At 43.6% G+C, this 19351-nt stretch carries 9 protein-coding genes and 1 tRNA gene; 3 read left to right on the forward strand and 7 right to left on the reverse strand.

Annotation, left to right across the window (positions count from 1 at the left end; genetic code table 11):
- Nucleotides 1-535: cell wall-binding protein (locus tag RYL27_RS06165; RefSeq protein ID WP_314965974.1), on the reverse strand; the 535-nt coding region annotated here is incomplete at its 3' end.
- A 159-nt stretch (nt 536-694) separates the two neighbouring features.
- Here RYL27_RS06165 and nagB point away from each other — a divergent pair.
- A complete protein-coding gene (gene nagB / locus RYL27_RS06170) occupies nt 695-1429 on the forward strand; it encodes a glucosamine-6-phosphate deaminase (RefSeq protein ID WP_314965976.1) in 735 nt (244 codons plus the stop codon).
- A gap of 302 nt (nt 1430-1731) precedes the next feature.
- On the opposite strand, the gene RYL27_RS06175 is transcribed toward nagB, so the two are convergent.
- Both RYL27_RS06175 and RYL27_RS06180 read right to left on the reverse strand, forming a co-directional pair.
- Entirely contained in the window at nt 1732-3210 is a 1479-nt protein-coding gene (locus RYL27_RS06175; RefSeq protein ID WP_314965977.1) for a hypothetical protein, read from the reverse strand.
- Between the two features lie 280 nt (nt 3211-3490).
- A tRNA-Gln gene (locus RYL27_RS06180) sits at nt 3491-3562 on the reverse strand.
- A gap of 213 nt (nt 3563-3775) precedes the next feature.
- Here RYL27_RS06180 and RYL27_RS06185 point away from each other — a divergent pair.
- Both RYL27_RS06185 and RYL27_RS06190 read left to right on the forward strand, forming a co-directional pair.
- Complete coding sequence (locus RYL27_RS06185; protein WP_314833490.1) at nt 3776-5140, forward strand: TrkH family potassium uptake protein; 1365 nt, start codon at nt 3776-3778, stop codon at nt 5138-5140.
- Between the two features lie 10 nt (nt 5141-5150).
- Nucleotides 5151-5804, forward strand: coding sequence for a potassium channel family protein (locus RYL27_RS06190; RefSeq protein WP_007156512.1), 654 nt, complete (start codon nt 5151-5153; stop codon nt 5802-5804).
- Nucleotides 5805-6071: 267 nt separating this feature from the next.
- Here RYL27_RS06190 and RYL27_RS06195 read toward each other — a convergent pair whose 3' ends face one another.
- From RYL27_RS06195 to RYL27_RS06210, 4 genes are all read right to left on the reverse strand, one after another.
- Entirely contained in the window at nt 6072-7757 is a 1686-nt protein-coding gene (locus RYL27_RS06195; RefSeq protein WP_314833484.1) for an LCP family protein, read from the reverse strand.
- A gap of 259 nt (nt 7758-8016) precedes the next feature.
- Nucleotides 8017-9621, reverse strand: coding sequence for a phosphoenolpyruvate carboxykinase (ATP) (pckA, locus tag RYL27_RS06200; protein WP_007156514.1), 1605 nt, complete (start codon nt 9619-9621; stop codon nt 8017-8019).
- A 350-nt stretch (nt 9622-9971) separates the two neighbouring features.
- Nucleotides 9972-12641, reverse strand: coding sequence for an N-acetylmuramoyl-L-alanine amidase family protein (locus tag RYL27_RS06205; protein ID WP_314965980.1), 2670 nt, complete (start codon nt 12639-12641; stop codon nt 9972-9974).
- A 282-nt stretch (nt 12642-12923) separates the two neighbouring features.
- Entirely contained in the window at nt 12924-19265 is a 6342-nt protein-coding gene (locus tag RYL27_RS06210) for a Spy0128 family protein (RefSeq protein ID WP_314965982.1), read from the reverse strand.
- Between the last annotated feature and the right edge of the window lie 86 nt (nt 19266-19351).

Raw genomic sequence — 19351 nt, forward strand, 5'->3', positions numbered from 1 at the left:
AGGGATAACCGTTCCCTTCTTCCAGACTTAACTGGTTGGGGCTGTCAAAGAAAACCTTGGCGTCCGGATGCTCCATCAAAACGGAGATGTATTTCGCAGTTTTCTCATTTAACTCCTGCATGGGCTTTCCCTTCCTTAGAAGAGATCCGTTTTCCGAAGTCTTTCTCTGATCCGGTGTTTCTGCGGAAATGAGAGCCGCTCCATCTTCTCCCAGATAAAAATTGCCCACGTACTGCTTTTCCGCCATAGCTCCGTCACTGTTCAGAAAATACCATTTCCCGTTCCAGCTGACCCAGCCGGTCTGCATTTTACTGTTTAAGCAAAAATACCAACGTCCATCCGTGGAAGACTGTACCCAGCCGGTATAGCTTTCTTTATTGTCCGAAGAATAATAGTACCAACTCTGTCCTTCCTGCTCCCATCTTCCCTCTGCATGGGAAATTCCTGTTCCCATGAGAAAGAACAGAAAAAGAAATGCCATTCCCGACAAAAAACGTTGGCAAAAATTCTTTTGATATCCCTTTTGTACTCTCATTCTATCCTCCTTTACATAACTATTTGCCTAGTATAGCATAATTTTTTCCATTGTAATACCCACCGTAGTTTTTCCTAGATTCTGCTTAGGATTTTCTATTGTATACCCCATTTCTTTTTGCTACTATGAAAAAAACGCAGATTGCAAGGAGGGACTCCCATGTTTCGGATTGAAAAGGTAAAGGATTACTCGGTTCTCAGCAAAAAAGCCGCCATGCTGATTGCGGCGGAAATCACCCAAAGAGAGCACCCGGTTTTGGGCTTAGCCACAGGCTCCACCCCCATCGGTGCCTATCAGGTTTTAAGAGAATTATATCAGGAGGGACGTCTGGATTTTTCTGCAGTACGTACCGTGAACCTGGATGAATACAGAGGTCTTGCTCCGGAGGACAGCCACAGCTACCGCTATTTTATGAATCAAGAGCTGTTTCAGCACGTAAATATTCCTATGGAAAACACTGCCGTTCCCAACGGTCTTCTGGAAGACGCGAATAAGGCTTGCCTTGAGTATGAAGCTCTGATTCGTAAATTAGGAGGAATCCATTTACAGATTCTGGGACTTGGACATGATGGGCATATCGGATTTAATGAGCCAAGTGATTCTTTTCCAAGGGAAACCCACTGTGTACAGCTTGCCGAAGAAACCATCGAAGCCAATCAGCGCTTCTTCTCGTCTAAAGAAGAAGTTCCCAGAGAAGCCTATACCATGGGAATCGGTACCATTATGAAAGCCAAAAAAATCCTCTTAATGGTATCCGGAAAGGATAAGGCGGATATTTTACAGAGAGTCTTGGAAGGCCCGGTTACTCCCTCTGTTCCCGCTTCCATTCTGCAATTCCATCCCCATGTTACTGTTCTTGCAGATGAAGCGGCTTTAAGTAAATGTAAGCTATAATATATGATGGGGCTGTAAAAAATCAAAAAGAATTTTCTGAGCAATATAGGTCTGAATTTGGGGGGCGGTACATTTTTACAGTTCCATCATTTTCTTTCTAAAGAAAAGAGCCGAAAAAGCGGAAAGAGAAATGAAGCTATTCTTTCTGATTTTTCGACTCTTTTTAGATAGAATTATTCGATTTATTTTGTCAGGTTACAAAAATAGTTTTTCTTTTATTTCTTCTTTTATGTCATAGGTGCTCCTCCCTTCAATGTCTTCTATATCCCTAGGTTTTCACCATAGTTACCATACAGAATGTCTTAAGAGGAGCTCTCGACAGAAGCTTCTGAAGCCACTTTTGACTCCGACTTAGCAGATGTCTCAGCGGAAGTCTCCATTGTAGGGTTGGCGCTATCTGCGGATACTTCTGTTGAGCCCTCCCTAGATGCCTGAAAAGATAGCTGAGGGGAAATCCCGGAAACAGCCTCAGGTGCCTTTAAGCTGTTGTCTTCTCCCCTAAAGTCTGTAAGGAGAGGGAAGATTTCTTGCTTATAAAACTCGGCATAATCTTTATATCCGTACAAATACAGAGAATCATCCTCTCCCAGGGGAAAGGCTATGGGATGAACAGCCCCCATTCCAATGCCATCCTCCGGCTTTACCAGTGCCTTTCCATCCTGATCCATGAGTAAGTCCTGATATTCTATTCCATTACAATACTGAATATTTTGTACGCTTCCATCCTTTAATTTTAAAGGCACATGAACTTCAAAAAGCAGGAATAGTCTGTTGTGACCGAGCACCGGGGCATCTTCTTTCCGACTGAGAAAATAATTTCCCAAATACTGTACGGATATACCGGAAAGATCAACATACTCCCCTTCTGTTCCTCCGGTCATCTCCCTATGAAGAGAATCCATAAATGCTTCCTGTAGCAGTCTTAAAGTGTCTCCGGGAATATCCTTTCCACTGGTCCAATAAGCATTGGCCTTGGGGACTTCATATTCCTTCTCTGTTTCCAAAAAATAGATATGCTCTTTCTCTGCTTTTCTCGTTAATTCCTGATAAAAAGTAACTTGGATTTTGTCTCCGGAGGCAAGCCCCTCTCTTTTGCTGACATTCACATCTCCAAGTTCCATCCAGGAGGGAGCATTCTTTAAAGCCAGCTCTACTCTCATCTGCGGGGAATTTCCGGTAAATTGAACATCCAGAAAATCAAAGGGATTCACGTCTGTTCTCTCATAAAGCCCCTTTACTACCAGATCCTTATCCTCCCAAAGCAGCTTCACGTTATAGCTTTTCTCAATCCAGGATAAATCCTCTTTACAGCTTAAGGAAACATGATCTCCATTTTCCAATTGACTCTCCTCGGAAAGCTCCGGAAGCTGCATTACCGCATACTCCACTTCACTCAATATAATCTCTTTTTCCGCCTCTTTCAGAAAAAGATTGGTCATCATCCCGAAGATTCCTCTACTTCTCTTGCTGTATCTTCCTTTTCTCTTGATTTTTCCAAGATAATTTTTTTCAAAATCTTCTTTCTGAAAGATAAGCTTTCCCTCTCCCAGACCATCTTCACCGGTAAATTCCACCTGATAGAACTTATCCAGCGGAATCTTCACCGGCCGGTTATTGTAAGCACCAAAAGCTGTCATGCCAATCAGGAAAAGAGCTCCTATACAGGCAAGAACAATACAGTTTCTTTTCATGTTTTTGGAAACGTTAAATGAAGGTTTTTTCATTGGGGAAGGCATGTCCCGCTCCTTTCTCAGCAAATGCTGCAGCGCCCTCCCTGGCATGAATCTCCTAGACTTTGATATGATTTTGGATTGTAAAAATGAAATCTTAAACTTATGGAGATAATAGAATCGATAGAAATAGCTTTTATCCTACGTACATTTTTTCGGCCCCTGCGTTTTCTTCCATATTTCGTTCATGACTTCACTATAGCACAAGGCATTAAATTTGTCTTTTTTAATAAATTAATAGTAGTATATTGTAAATTTATTAGATATTTTGTATTAAATTGATTTTATAGAAGAACAAGAAAAAAAGCACCACGATTCGTGATGCTTTTCGCAGGGCTACAAGGATTCGAACCTTGAAATGACGGAGTCAGAGTCCGTTGCCTTACCGTTTGGCGATAGCCCTAAAATCTGCTGTTTTCTTAAAAAATGAATAAAAATCAGCGACTCGATTATCATACAGAGTTTTTATTTTCTTGTCAAGAGATTTTTTTATTCTTATTAGATTTTCTTCATAAAACAAAAATTTTGTTTTCAAAACTCAAATGTGTTTCATAGCATTTACGATTTCTCTAAAATCTAATATTTTGACTATCTATTTTTTCTTTATGTGCCTATAATCAAACAAGCTGTATTAATGAATTTAAGGAGTAGTACGAAAATGAAATTCTTTCGTTTAAATTATTTTCAGAAAATCATCCTGGGTTTTGCCGCGTTGATTCTATTGGGAGCAATTCTGCTGATGTTGCCGATCTCCAGTAATGATGGCGTTTATACCCCCTTTCTAAATGCACTCTTCACTTCCACCTCCGCTTCCTGTGTTACCGGTTTAATTGTATACGATACCGCCACGCACTGGTCTTTCTTCGGGCAAGCAGTCATTCTTTTCTTGATTCAAATTGGTGGGCTTGGTGTGGTGGTAGTGGTAACCTCCGTCATCCTTTTCTTCGGAAAAAAAATCGGATATTCTCAAAGAAACACTCTGGCTAATTCCATTTCTGTAAATTCTCAGGGCGGAATCATGAAAATGTTGGTTTTTCTTCTGAAATGGACCGGAATTATAGAGTTATTCTTTGCTATCCTTCTTGCGACACAATTTATTCCCGAGTTCGGACTTCGGAGAGGACTTTGGTATAGTGTTTTCCACTCCGTATCCGCTTTTTGTAATGCCGGTTTCGATTTGATGGGCGTTAAAGAACCCTTTTCTTCTCTCACGGAATACGTAGGAAACCCTGTGGTGAACATCAGCATTATGAGCCTGATTCTTCTTGGAGGCTTAGGCTTTATGACTTGGCAGGATATTGCAAAAAATAAATGGAATTTTCATCGCTTTCGTCTACAAAGCAAAATCATTCTCTCTACCACGGTATTTATTATTCTTCTTCCTGCAATATTTTACTTTTTTGTTGAGTTCCGAGGGCTGCCCATAAAAAATCGGGTTTTTGCTTCATTATTTACAGCAGTCACTCCACGTACCGCAGGCTTTAATACCGTGGATTTTTCAAAATTTTCCGATAGCGGAATCTTTTTGCAAACCTTGCTAATGCTGGTAGGGGCTGCGCCGGGAAGTACGGGAGGCGGTATGAAAGTCACCACAATGACTGTTTTACTTTTAACCTCCATTGCTATTTTTAGAAACAATTCCCGTACAGAAGCCTTTGGAAGGACTATTTCCAGAGAAGTCATTCGAAATGCTACGACAATCGCTTTCATGTATATTAGTTTATGTATTCTCTCCGGAATGTTTATCAGTCTCCATGATAAATTACCGCTACTGGCCACCAGCTTTGAAGCTGCCAGTGCTATTGCCACTGTGGGGCTTACACTGGGAATCACCCCAAATCTTAGTCCCATTTCTCATATGGTTCTCATTTTTCTAATGTACACCGGAAGAGTTGGCGGACTTTGTTTGATTTATGCCGTCTTTCCTAATGCTAACCAAAACAAGGGAAGACTTGTTGAAGAAAATGTAATTGTCGGATAAAGGAGAAAGTATGAAACAAATTTTAATTATCGGTCTAGGTCGTTTCGGTTTACATGTCGCAAAAAAGCTAAATGAAATGCATACGCAGGTTCTCGGAGTAGACAGCAGTGAGGAAAGAGTAAAAGCAGCTCTCCCCTACGTTACCAATGCGGAAATTGGAGACGCAGGAAATCAGGAATTCTTAAAATCTCTGGGTATCTCCAATTTTGACGTCTGTATTGTAGCCATCGGAACCGACTTTTTAGCTTCTTTGGAAGTCACCTCCCATTTAAAGGAACTGGGTGCAAAAAGAGTAGTTTCCAGGGCTGCCAGAGATTTACAAGAAAAATTCTTACTTAGAAACGGAGCCGATGTGGTAGTTTATCCGGAAAAATTAGTCGGAAGCCTTACCGCTGTGCAGTGCAGTTCTGAGAATGTTTTGGATTACATTCAAGTCAGCAAAGATTTTGCCGTTTTTGAAATCGCCTTACCTGAGGATTGGATTGGTAAATCTATTGGAGAAATTGGAGTTCGAAATAAATTCAAAGTCAATATTATTGCTGTCAAATATAATGATGAAGTCAATGTTACTTTGGGACCGGACTACCAATTCCGAGAAGGAGAAAGCCTTTTTATTATCGGCAAGGATAAGGATATCCAAAAATATTTTCATACTTTAGGGTAGACTTTTTAAGCAAATAATCCTGCGACGATTACTATTCAATGCTGTATCATAGTATTCCATAGTCCACGAGGAATTTGCCTTCAGCACTGAGATATCGTACGCTTTGAGAGGGATACTCCTGAAAAACGAGATATCGTACGCTTTGAGAGGGATACTCCTGAAAAACGAGATATCGCACGCTTTGCGAGCAATACTCGTTATGAATAAAAACATCCTCCATGTCAAATATCCGACTCAGAGGATGTTTTTTTCTTTATTTGCCGGCTTTTAAGTTCCCGGTGTATTATTTTCTTCCGTCTCTAAAGATTTTTCTCCTAGGGCCGCCCCGGGTCCTACTTCCACAGTTTCCTCCGTTTCCTTCTTTTCTTTTGTTTCCTTCGTCTCTTCTTCTGTGGATTTTTTCTCTTCCTTTGTTTCTTTTTTATTTTTTACAGTGCTCTCTTCTTCCGTTTCCGTCTTAGTTTCCTGTTTCTTTGTAGCCTCTGTCTGCTCCTCTTTTTTCTTTTTCTTACCCTTCTCCGCATTTTCAGCGGCCTTGGCTTTTCCGGCTTCCTTCTTTCTCACAGTTCCTCCGCCTGTACCTGCTTCCTCAGCATCTTCCATGGGAGAGCCAACTCCGGAAACCTTGGCGATATGGGCACTGATTTCCTGTACCTTGGCACTGGGACTATAGTTCTCCACGCCGTAAAGATAGCTGTGTAATTCCGTTACATTGCTGGCCAGCGTTGCCGGAATTACCACATCCATTTTCTTAATCTTCATGGTGGTTCTGGCAAAGGGGAAGCCTCTGCTTTCTCCGATATGATAACGATCCACCTGGGTAACCAATGTGGTGATATCTCCCATATCCAGACTGGTGGAAAGCTCCGGTAAAACCATGGATGCCACCTGCATTAGCTTTACAGGACCTGCCTTTTTTGCCTTATCAAAGGCAAGGCCAAGAACCTTCCTCTGTCTTGCAGTACGGTTAAAATCCGTGTCCATTAGACGGAGTCTACCGTAGGCCACCGCCTGAATTCCGTCCAAATGATTCATCCCCGCATGCTCCAGATGCACGGAAGGAATTCCGGTGGACTGTACCGTTTCCGTGATAAAGGCATTGATATAGAAAAACTCCGCATCGGAAAGCTCCAGATCCACACCTCCAAGGGCGGAAATCCCCTTTGCTACCGCAGCCCAGTTAAAGCTGACATAATCATCGATCTTAATATCCAGATTTCTCTCTAAAGCTTCAACAGCCTGCTTGTGACCGCCCTTAAAATACGCTTCATTAATCTTATGATAAGTTCCCTCTTCATCGATCTGCATATAGCTGTCTCTGAAAATGGAGCTCAATTTCACTTCTCCGGTTCGCTTATTAACGGAAGCCAGCATAATCACATCGGATAGCGCACCGGCCTCCTTGTTGCCGTCTCGGGAATCCAAACCGAAAACAGCCACCGTCCAATATTTAGGGCCAAAATAGGGAGATATAAAACGCCAAAGGAGAAGGCCGAAAAATACAAGCAGTAAAAGAATGCCCAGCTTCTGAAAAACAGACTTCTTTTTCTTTCTTTTCCCTCTGTCTTGCCCTGCCCTTTCCGAAGCCGGATTTCTATTGCTTCTTCCGCTGTTCCCGCCGCTCAACGACTTCCGATTCTCCGCTCCGGAAGAACTTCTTCTCCTGTCGGAACGGCCGGTAGCTGTAGCAATATTTGCTCCCTGCCTTTGGGACTTTCTTCTTTTCAGGCTTTGAGGTTCTTCTTCGAAGTCCTCATCTTCATAGTCCTCATCATAGTCGTCATAGTCCTCATCAGAATCATCTTCATAATCGTCATCGTAATCATCATATTCCTCATCAGAATCATAATCCTCCTGATAACGATTTCGAGAGGGACGTCTATTTCTGCTGCTTTCTTCTCTTTCTCTGATAAATTCTCTACTGGGTGCAGTTCTTCTTTTTCTGTCTGCCATACGCTTCTCCCTGTCTTTCATAAGTATTCTGCCTGAAAAGTATAACAAAGCTTTCTTCACAAAAAAAGTGCTTTCATAATTCCTTAATATAAAGAGTTTTTATTTCTACTATCGGAAATACCTCTAACGTTCCAAGCATACAGAGATCTATAGAATAGGCGTACTCCAATAGGATAAAGGATTATTATGTACACATTACACTATAACAAAAGAGAAGGGAGAATAATCTCCCTCCTCGTTATCAGCAATAGTACTATTCTTATGCCTTAGGGCCTGCTGCAGAAAGCTTCTTTCCTGCCTCAGAGCTCTCATACTTCTTAAAGTTCTTTGCGAAACGTCCTGCCAAGTCCTTTGCCTTCTCTTCCCACTGGCTTGCATCAGCGTATGTATCTCTTGGATCTAAGATTTTCGGATCTACACCGGGTAAAGCTACAGGTACTTCGAAGTCGAAGTATGGAATCTTCTTGGTCTCAGCCTTAGCCACATCTCCGTTTAAGATGGCATCAATGATTCCACGGGTATCCTTGATGGAAATTCTCTTTCCGGAACCGTTCCATCCGGTATTTACCAGATAAGCCTTTGCGCCGCTCTTCTCCATACGCTTAACCAGCTCTTCTGCATACTTTGTTGGAGGAAGCTCCAAGAAAGCCTGTCCGAAGCAAGCGGAGAAGGTTGGGGTGGGCTCTGTGATTCCTCTCTCTGTTCCTGCTAGCTTTGCAGTAAAGCCGGAAAGGAAGTAATACTGTGTCTGCTCCTCTGTAAGAATAGAGATAGGAGGCAGTACGCCGAACGCATCCGCAGAAAGGAAAATAACATTTTCCGCTGCAGGTGCGGAGGAAACAGGCTTTACAATATTGTCGATGTGCTGGATAGGATAGGACACACGAGTATTCTCGGTAACGCTCTTGTCCTTGAAATCAATCTTTCCATTCGCATCCATAGTAACATTTTCCAGCAATGCATCTCTACGGATAGCCTTGTAGATATCCGGCTCGGAATCCTTATCCAGGTCGATGACCTTAGCATAGCATCCGCCCTCGAAGTTGAAGATACCGTTGTCATCCCAACCGTGCTCATCATCTCCGATTAACAGTCTCTTAGGATCAGTGGAAAGGGTGGTCTTTCCTGTTCCGGAAAGTCCGAAGAAGATTGCGGTGTGCTTTCCGTTTAAGTCTGTATTTGCGGAACAGTGCATGGAAGCAATACCCTTTAAGGGAAGGAAGTAGTTCATCATGGAGAACATACCCTTCTTCATCTCTCCGCCGTACCAGGTGTTTAAAATAATCTGCTCTCTGCTTGTGATGTTGAACATAACCGCAGTCTCGGAATGTAAGCCAAGCTCCTTGTAGTTTTCAATCTTTGCCTTGGAAGCATTGTAAACCACGAAGTCCGGCTTAAAGTTCTCCAGCTCTTCCTTGGAAGGCTGAATAAACATGTTGGTAACAAAGTGTGCCTGCCATGCTACTTCCACAATGAAACGCACTGCCATTCTGGTGTCCTTGTTGGCTCCGCAGAAAGCATCCACTACGAATAAACGCTTATTGGAAAGCTCCTTCTTAGCCAATTCCTTAGCAGTGTTCCATGCCTCCTGGGATGCAGGATGGTTATCGTTCTTATACTCATCGGATGTCCACCATACGGTATCCTTGGATTTCTCATCCATGACAATGTACTTATCCTGGGGAGAACGTCCGGTATAAATACCGGTCATTACGTTAACAGCGCCTAATTCACTGACCTGTCCCTTCTCATAGCCTTCCAAATCCGCTCTGGTTTCCTCCTGGAACAAAAGCTCATAGGATGGGTTATGTACGATTTCCGTGGTTCCTGTAATGCCATATTGTGTTAAATCCAAATTTGCCATAGTGGTCTCCTTCTCACTCTTTAAAAATTTCAAGCCTCTCGTATGGAAAAAAATACAAGGCTTAATGTTCTTATTATACATACTTCCCTTGGAAAGTCACTTGAATTTTACATTTTTTTGTTGGTTTATTTTTAATTACTTAATTATTTTTGCTTTAATTCTTCTTTAAATTTTAGTTTTAAATTTAGAACCGTTCAAAACTATTCTCAAAATCCTACAAAAATAGCGAGGCGATAGGATACGCCTCGCTATTGATAATCGCTGTGGAATTCAGAATCTTCCCTATCATGAAGAGCTTTGAAAATCCCTTCCATAATACAGCTTCCGTGTCTTAAACAATGTCCTTCTTTTTAGGAAGACAGGTTGGAAGCACTGACCCTTTCTTCCGGTTGCTTCTCTACCGCTTCCTCTTTAAAAGATAGAGGAAGCTCCAGGGTTTGATAACCTTCACGTACCAGAATCAGGGTATGCTCACCCTCTGCTTTTCCCTTAAAGGCCTTTGGAGAAATCAGCAGTTTTCCCTCATCTTCCAATATTTCCATGGAAGAAGAGCTAATCTCTGTAGTAAAGCTTTGCTTATCCAGGTAAGCCCTAATCTCTCCTTCCTTCAAATACTCCTTATCCTCGGTTTCTAAAACGATTTCCTCACCGGGCTTTGCTACTCCGCCGGTAAATTTCGGCGGCTTTGCTCCGGTAAGATACTCTGTTCTTAACTCTTTAGACAGAGAACCGTCCTCTAAAACTCTAAAGAGCGCAGTAGGAGCCTTTCTGATGGCTTCCGACGTTTTCAAATATTCTGCAGGAGAATAACTTGCCACACTCTTTGCCGTTTTTTCTTTGTACGCTGCAAAATAGCCGGTAAAATCGTAGAACTGATCTCCTCCCTCCGGAAGAAAATATTTATCCCCTCTGGAACGAAGGAAACGTGCCGCCACTAAATCCGCATCCGGATTGGAAATCCCCAGCTCTCTAAGCAGTAGGGCATTGCTTAAGAGATCATAGGAAAGAGATAAATACTTATCTTCTCCTTCTCCAAGCTTTGGCAAATCGGAAAGGTTCGGCTTTTTCTTTGTCAGAACCTCTCTACAGGTCGCATGGGAAATAGCATCAAAGCTTCCCCGATCTTTTTCTCCGTCTCTCTTTCTTGCCTTCTCTTCCTTTTCGTCCTGCTCTTCTTTGACTTCTCCGGCAAAAACTTCAAAGCGTTGCTTGATTTTTCCGTATCCGTTTAGCTTTACTGTAAGAACATACTGTCCTGCCTGATCGGTGAGGAGACTTCCCTCTTCGTCCTTTCTCTTTCCATAGAGAAGCAATGCACCATCATAATAATAAAAGTCCTTTAAATATTCCAGATTTTGACTGCTACCATCCGGCTTCCTTAAAACTAATTTTGAGGAGGGTTCTCCAAACTCACTAAGGAACATTCTTCCCGGAACCTCTGCCATAAACCGAATGGTCCCTCCCTGTTTCGGGGTGCTACTCTCCGGAGCCTGTTGTAACACCAGCTTATCCTGAGAAACCAGCTCCAAAGGAATGGTTAGCGTACTGTCATCATAGGAGGAATGAATCTTTACCTGATACCAGCCCTTGCTCCTTAGATTTTCCTGTCCGGCCGGAATATTTACAACTCCAAGCTCTCCATGCTTGGTCTTATGAACCGCTTCCTTGGTGAATTGTAAAGAAGCATTTTTATTTCCCAAGCCATAACTACTTCCTTCGCTTAAAGAGGAAATGGAATCAATGCCTTCAAACCATTTTTTCTGTTCTTCTGTTTCAGCAAGTAGTTCATATTTGATGGGCTTTCCATTATTTTCCCCCTTATAATCCACCGGAAAGGCTCTAAAATAATAGGTAATAGGGATTCCCTTTTCTTCTTGCTCACTTAAATCAAAGGTAGTTCTGCTTTCCTTTGTTCTTTCCCTACCTGCTTGTACTGCAGGATAATTTAACTCTTCCTTCGTAACTTTTCCCTTTATGACCAAAGACAAGTCCCCGGAGCTTTCAAAGGATACTGCAGGAGCTGCCTTAGCCTCTCCGGCATTTAAAGTCAGAAGCTCCTTTTCTTCTCCGCCATCTTTCTTGGAAATCGTCAGATTCTTGGGAGAAACCACTGTACTTTCCCACTTCCAAAGCTTTCCGGCAGTATCGATGGGGGTCAAAGCCTCGGTAATATCCGTTCCGTCCACTTCCACCTTGTAATCCTCGGGGCGTCCCTCTTTAAAGGAGAGTACAATGTACTTGTCAAAGCCCAGATTGATTAAGCCGCTATGCTCTCTTTCCAATACGGAAAAACCTTCTTTTTTCTCCTGCTCTTCTTGTTCTTTCTTTTCCGACTCTTCTTTTTCCTTTTCTTCCCGAGCCTTCTTCTCCGCGTCCTCCTTCTGCTTTTCTGTCGAAGACTGTTGACTGTTTGCAGAATTGCTTGTACTGCCGGAACTCCTTCCGAAGCTTCCCCCTGATGACCTGCCGGAACCGCCGGAGCTACTGCGATTTACCCCTAATACTTCCGGAATACTACGACTTACTCCCGCTACCTGTTGTCCGTCTTCCTTGGAGAGAAGCCCTTTTCCCTGCTCATAAACAGGCTTTCCGTTCTCTACCCAACGTCCATCCTCATCTACGGAATAGCCATCCTTTGTTCCTGCGGTAAGCAACTCCCCTAAGTGGGCAGAATCCTGATCCTCGAAATAATAGCAGTAGCCGTCAATCCACTGCCAGCCTGTGCAGAGCTTTCCAAAAGAACCGTCGTGAGCAGTGTGGAAGAAGAACCATTTTCCGCTTGGACTCTTCCACCAGCCGGATTGCAGTGTTCCGCTGTCTTCCTTTAGCAAATACCAAGCTCCCTCGGAGACAATCCATCCCTTCTGCTTTTCTCCCTTGGCATTCACAAAGGTCCAAGCCTTTTCCTCCATCTGCCACTTGCCTTCCGTATTTTCCAGAGCCAATGCGGGAAAGCTTTGCGAAAGCATCATGCACGCCGCCATCCCAATAGCCAGATTTTTAAAGCCCTTTCGTACCATAGTTCCTCCTTTGCTGTTAAAAAATAGGAAAATTCGTTTTCCTTTTCCTGTATATTTTTATTAGTAAATATCAATTAGATTTTACTAATTTTATATTAGTTAATACTAACTCTTTATTTTATCCTCGTCAATATTTCCACAGCTTTTGCAAAGTGAAAAACCACAAAAAATCGCCCCTTGGCAGGATCCTAATCCTTGCCAAAAGGCGATTCATTGTTTTACAAACTTCTTTCCAATAGTTAAATGAGAAAGAGCTTTAACTTTTCGGTTTAGCTTTCTGCATTATCTTTTCTTCCTTAACTTTCTTAGGAAGTAGTAAATGCTCAAAAGGCTAAAGCTTAGTGCTGAAGCAAAGGCATACCAAAGCAAATGAGAGGCATCTGCCGTATTTACCTTTCTGGATTGAGCCTTTCTAAGGGCTCCCAGTACTTCTCCCAGATGCTTTAACTCCGCCTCTTCCTCCGGTGTTAAAGGACGCTTCCGTCCTGCACCGAGAATCTCACCGATTCGTTTCTGAATCTCCTCGATGGTTCGGGGTACTGTGGGACTGGGCGGAACATTGTTTCCGTTGTCCGGTGTAGGAGTCTTGGGGTCTTCCGGAAGCGTGGGCTTCTCAGGCTCTACCGGCGGTTCTCCCGGGCCTCCCGGGGTATTTGGCGTTGGGAAGGAAGGTCTGTTTGGAGTTCCTCCTCCGCCTCCCGGTCTGTAGGGATTGTACTTATTATCAAAGAGAATCTCTGAAACTTCCGCACCGTTTTTGTAAATCTTTCGGCTTACCATTAAAATCTCTTTATTCTCCGGAGACTGGCTAACCGTAAAGACTACCGTATATACGGTGTTGTCATAAGTATATCCGTTGATACCGTCCTTTAATTCCTTCACCGTGTACACGTATTTTCCGGGAACATGGAAGGTAATGGGAGCAAATTCCGTATGTCCTTCTCCGGCGATTACCACCATCTCCGTTTCCGACTGACTGCCCTCCGGCATTGGCTGGAAAAGTCCCTTAGGCATAGATCTTAAGGAAGGCTTTACCTCGGTAATAAGGCCACTGGAGCCGTATAAAACACCTTCTTCCAAATCGGAGTTGCTCACGATTTTCTTATTCCTAATAACATTGTTATCCGGATCAAGATACTCCTCGAAAGTATCGTTTCCGTTACCGTTATTGAAAAAGATTTCCTTGTCATTGAAGATTGGATCTTCTCGCTTATCTGTCCAGTAAACAGAGTTGGAAGAAATCTCCATGGTTTCCGTCCGAAGTACAAAACGGAAGGGGTCAGCCTTGGGGGGCTTTAATCCGGAAATCTTCTTTCCAAGATCCACCTGCCCCTGTGTAGGTGTAGGCTTAAAGACATTGGTATAGTTAAAGTCGTCTCCTCCTACTAAGGCAAAGAGATGACCATTTCCTAAATCATTAACTGTAATGGTAATCTCTCTGGTAGGACGAGGATCGTTTACGATACCGGGGAACAAACCGCTTTCCGTTACGGTGTACTTGTATACTCCGGGGCGGGTAATATGTACTCTTCCGAAGTTTACTTCTCCACCTATAGCATCCGGATTGGTCTTGCTCAGGCTGTCTGCAGTTCCTGCTTCCGCCGGCATAGGCTCTCCGTTCACTCTTTTTAAGGTGAAGGTAAATGTATTGGAAATATCCGGTTTCTTCACTCCCGCCGTTGCGCTTAGGAATTTTTCCACCTTGATTTCCGGGTCAATAGCCTGTACGCCGTAAACGTTGGTAAAGGTCATCGGGTTGGTCTCGCTAAGCTGTAAATCCGATTCCATCTTTACGTGATTCGGATCCGTTACGGTAATGGTGATAAACTTATCTCCCATATCCTCGCTTTGCACACCATCCAAATGCTGTCCGCTTTCATGAATCTTGTACTGGTACGTTCCGGGCTTTAAAAGACGAATCTTTCCGAAGTTCACCATACCTCCGTTAGCATCCGGATTACGCTTTACGGTGTCGATGGCATTGCCCTCTTCATCCAATAAAGGAGCTCCATCCACGCCGCTTAAGGTAAAGGTGAACTTTCCTTGAATACTGGGGGCATTTAATCCTGCCGGCACATCCAACACCTTTTTTACCGGTAAATTAAAGACTACCGGTTCCACAAGACGGTGCTTACTGCTGGACTGTACCGTATCCGGTGCTACATTCTGGGGAACATCATTTCCCGGGAACAAAATGCCGGTACGATAAGCCACATTGGTGTTTTCCACCTTAATCTTCTTCTGATCCATGTGGGCTACCATATTGACATTGGCTAAAATGAGTCCCTGCTGGTCCAGAATAAAACGCTTTCCTGCTTCAGTGGTTCGAAGGTCAAAGGCAAGGGCCTTGATTTCCTTTCTATCTACTGTATTTGCGCTTTCATTTTCATAGTTCCATTCCTTCCAGATACTGTCACTGAATTTCGGATTGTTATGATTGGTATCCGCCGCATACCCGGCAGCATCATACAGGGGTTTTCCCAGGTCTCTTTGTTCCGGAGTAGGAATAACCGTAGAATAAAATACTCTGGGCTTTAAGGTATCCTGGTTGTTGGCATTGGTTTTGTCATAGGAGCGTTTACTGAGCATACTGTTAATGTCTACTCCGGTAAAATCTCCGTTTCTGTCCTTTTCCTCCCCTAAGATATCAAAGATTACCAAATCCGTGGTTCTACTGGTGGCAGACGCCTGATACAGAAGTCTATGATTATAGGGGTCTCCCATATAGCTCACATTATTTCCAAGGTAACGAGAATCGATTTCTGTGGAAACCGTATTGTTAAAGGTTGCCTCCAGTACTGTTACCGGCCCGTAAGGCATGGTTAAGCTCGTTACAGAGGTGGTAAAAGCCCCATTTTCATGGGCTGCCTCATCCCTTTTGGCAGTATATTTTCCAAGCAATGCAGGGCTGGGATTGGGGGTTTTTCCATTGGAATAGTTACCGTCCCAAATGGTATTGGCATCCTTATTGATAAAACCAACGGTGTTTACTACGGATCTTCCACGGTCTACGATATTGGTATAGGGATTCCAGAGAGTATAAGCCATTCTCCAACCGCTTCGGTTATAGAATTTGTCCCAGTAACGATGCTGCTTGTCATCCGGAATAGTCAGATGAATAATCATCATGGTTTGTCCGGAGTTTTCCCAATTCTTCTTAAACTCTACCGTATAATCCTTTCCCTTTACAAATCTTTTTTCTTCCGGCGGTATCTCTGCCTGATCCATGTTTCCTATTATGATAGATGATTCATCCACATAGGTTCCTGCCGGAAGCAAGTCATAGATGTCCCCCTTCTTCAGAACATATTTGTCTGTGTACTCATCCTGCTGAAGGCTGGTGGGGAAGGTTCCCCAGTTTAACCCTCGAACAAATACCTGCATACTCTGCTCGCTTCGTTCAGGGTGATCTACATACGAGTCATTGGTCTTTACAAGCTCAGAGTTAATGTTTAAAGGCTCTAAACCGTAGCCTACTTCCGTGAAGTAATCTCCGGCTCTCTTATTCAGTATCTGTGCTCCCAGCTGACGAACCTCTCCGCTGGCATCTCCCGCTAAAAAGCTGGTGTTGTAGCCATCAGTTCGAGCCATAGTAGTGGCAATGGCACTTTGCATTGCCGGCTGGGGGGTAATTTGCAGGGTAAATGCCGCGTCAAAGCTGGTTCTGTAATAGGGAGAATCCTGCTTAAGGCGAAGGCCTACAATATCATTTCCAAAGGCTTTCTCTAAATCCAACTGATTTGAGTAAGTAACGTTAGAAGCTTTATTCTGGGTAAGATCCCACTTATCCTCATACCCCGGTTCCGGCGTAAACTGCACTCTTCTTCCGGCGTCAAATCTAAAGCTTCCGTACTTGAAATAATCATCTAAGCCGGTACCCTTCTTTCTTAACCAGATTTCTACAGGAGGATACTCTGCATATTCCTTCTTATAATCTCCCTTTTTAGCAAAGCGGATAATAGGATTATCCACCTTCTCCACATCATAGACCTTCATGTCCTTCATGTAGATTTTGCTATAGTGATAATCGTCATCCGTTAAATCATATACAGGGCCTCTGTAGACATCCGCATTTGTTCCGGTATTATGGGTCAGGTTGGAAAAGGCTCCGCTTCCCAAGGCCTGCTCCACATTTTGATTGTTTACGCTGGTTCTGCTAGTAGAAAAAAGCTTATACTTTCCGTCGGTAATGGTGGTTCCCGAACCGGGTTGTCCGGAAGTTCCGGAGGTTGTGTATTTTCCGTCTGTCCCAAAGGCAACACTGTTATTATCCGCCTTGTAATTGGAGGACAGGGTAAAACTGTCATTCCAGTTACTGTAGACAACCGGAGCTTTTCCGCCATCCTTATAAATACTTTGTAAACCGAAAATTCCTATATAGACTTTTCGATCTACCGTATTATATTTTTTCAGTACAAAATCACCGGGAGTGGAAGGATGCACATAGACCATCATGGGGTCCTTAGGCGTTACATCCTTTTCTCTTACGTACCCATCCGCCCAAATTTCCTTATAATGAATTTTGTTCGTAATGGGTAAGCCCTGTGTAGCCAGATTAATGCCTCTGTCCTTTGCATCCTTCAGCTTTTGCATGGGATACTTATATAGCAAGGCATATAGCTGGGAATTATAATGGGCGTTGGCATATTGTAAGTTTTCCGCATAGGGCAAGCCGACAGGAAGATTGGGGACGCTTGGATCCTTGGGAATTCCCACATAAGTTCTATCAATCGGATTTTCTAAATATGGGGCATTTGCCGGAGGATTCTCTCCCGCTCCCATATACTTTGCAATATTGGCATAGCCGTTCTTGGCATAAACCTCAATATTATTCTCATTATTGGCAATATTGTTATAGAAGTAATTGTTCCAGGCCACATTGCTGGGGAGTTTCTTTGCACCAATCAAAGTTCCGCCATCGGAATCCAGAGGACTCCCGGCATGGAAAACATAGTCAAAGGGTTGTGAGCTTCCCTTGGCTCTATCCACTCTAACATACCAAACTCCGTAAAAATACTGTTCTGCATCATCAGGTTTTTTTCCCCAGCTGGGATCCCAAGTAAAATAAACGCCCTGATTCACATCTGCCGTTCCATGCTTTAAAGTAAAATTGGTTTCTTTAACCTCCGTTTCCACATGAACGGAAAGGGTTTTGTCCTCTTCTGCGTCCAAAGTATTATCGCTATGATCAATCTTCATGCTTACCGGAAAAGTGTTATCAAAAACACCCTTTTCCTGGCCGTTAATCTGCTGATGCGTTACAGCAAGCATGGTCGGTGTCAAGTTATAAGCAATATCCGCCTTAAAGGTTAAACCGCCGGTAAGCTCTCTAAAATTTGCCAGGCGGAAGTACTCTTCGGTTCTTCCTCCACCAATATCCTTCTGAATAATCGTATAGTTAAAACTACTTTGTGGATTGGTATTTGGCGCCTTAGGTACTCCGGTGGTAATCGCCGGTTGTAACTTATGCTGGTTATTATTCTTTTTCTCATACACGGATATCTTATCCGGCTCGGCACTGTCCCAGCCCTTAAAAATACGGGCAGGAATTTCCATGATTACCGTTCCCGGTGCATACTTGGTATTCTTATTTCCCTTTAAGGTAAGTTCTACCCCTAAGGTCGTAGTATTCGTGGCATTGGAAGCCTTCTCGGGTGGAATGATTTTTAACTCCCTCTGGTCTCGCATAACGCCGTTACTGCCGTCTGTATAGCTGTGTCCGGTTGTGGCATTGCTTGTTCCCGCATTCGGATCCGGCGATTCCATCCAGAAGGCCTTAAAATCATGGGCACTGGCACTTTGTCCTGCAGAAACCGCCGTAGCCACAATAGGACTAAAGTGCTTTGCGGAGAAGAGCAAATCCTCTCCCTCTTCTTTTACAGGAAGAATCTCTGCCGGAAGTCCTTCCGGAAGGTGCACAATGCGGAGATCCTTGTCCTCTTCCGCCAAAACCTCTTTGATTTTCTCGGTCTTTTGCAGGCGGATTTCCACCTTCTTACCGTTCTTCGGCTGAACTTCCTTTTCTACGCCGTCCACTTCTCTGACAAAGGAAATATCCACTGCGTCCAACACTTCTACAAGAGGTACTATTCCGGGATAATCCTTTTCATAGTTCTTCTCCAAAAGGGACTTAGCTTCCTCAACGACGGAATCCTTCTCCAAAGGAAGCAGCTTCATCTGTGTACCCTCTTGGAAGGTTCCCTCCGGATAATCTGCGGTAACCGTCATATCCTTATAAGACACGGAAAAGGATCCGGCCTCCATGTACTGAGCCGCTTTTTCCCCCGCTTCTTCAGAAGTCTGATTTGCTCCTTCTTCGGAAGTCTCTTCCTTTTTACTTTCCTCTGCCGAAGCATCCTTCTCCTCTGCTACAGCAGCGTCAGAATTTTCCTGTTCCTCTCCTGCTTGTTTCCCGGCAGATGCATCTTCAGAGGCTGTCTCCTGCACTTCTCCGGACTGTGTCGCCTGTTCGCTTGCTTCTCCGGAAGCCTTTGCAGCATCTGTTCCTAATGCGGATTCTTCCTCTGCTTGCTCTGCAGGGGTGCTTTCCGTCAAGGAATTTGCTTCAGAGGATAGTCCCATCTGCTCCGCAACGAGCTGTGCGTTTTCCGATGCATAGCTCACACTTTGCAAATTTCCCGCAAGCATCAAAAAACTGAGGAAATAAGCCATACCCTTCTTGGCAAAGCCTCCTCTTTGACGTCTTTTGG

Source organism: Oribacterium sinus, assembly GCF_963537195.1.
GTDB lineage: Bacteria > Bacillota > Clostridia > Lachnospirales > Lachnospiraceae > Oribacterium > Oribacterium sinus_A.

Bases quoted from the DNA above. Each gene is read 5' to 3' on its own strand.
- nagB (WP_314965976.1), top strand. From the start codon at position 695: ATGTTTCGGATTGAAAAGGTAAAGGATTACTCGGTTCTCAGCAAAAAA.
- RYL27_RS06175 (WP_314965977.1), bottom strand. From the start codon at position 3,210: ATGCCAGGGAGGGCGCTGCAGCATTTGCTGAGAAAGGAGCGGGACATG.
- RYL27_RS06190 (WP_007156512.1), top strand. From the start codon at position 5,151: ATGAAACAAATTTTAATTATCGGTCTAGGTCGTTTCGGTTTACATGTC.
- RYL27_RS06195 (WP_314833484.1), bottom strand. From the start codon at position 7,757: ATGGCAGACAGAAAAAGAAGAACTGCACCCAGTAGAGAATTTATCAGA.
- pckA (WP_007156514.1), bottom strand. From the start codon at position 9,621: ATGGCAAATTTGGATTTAACACAATATGGCATTACAGGAACCACGGAA.
- RYL27_RS06205 (WP_314965980.1), bottom strand. From the start codon at position 12,641: ATGGTACGAAAGGGCTTTAAAAATCTGGCTATTGGGATGGCGGCGTGC.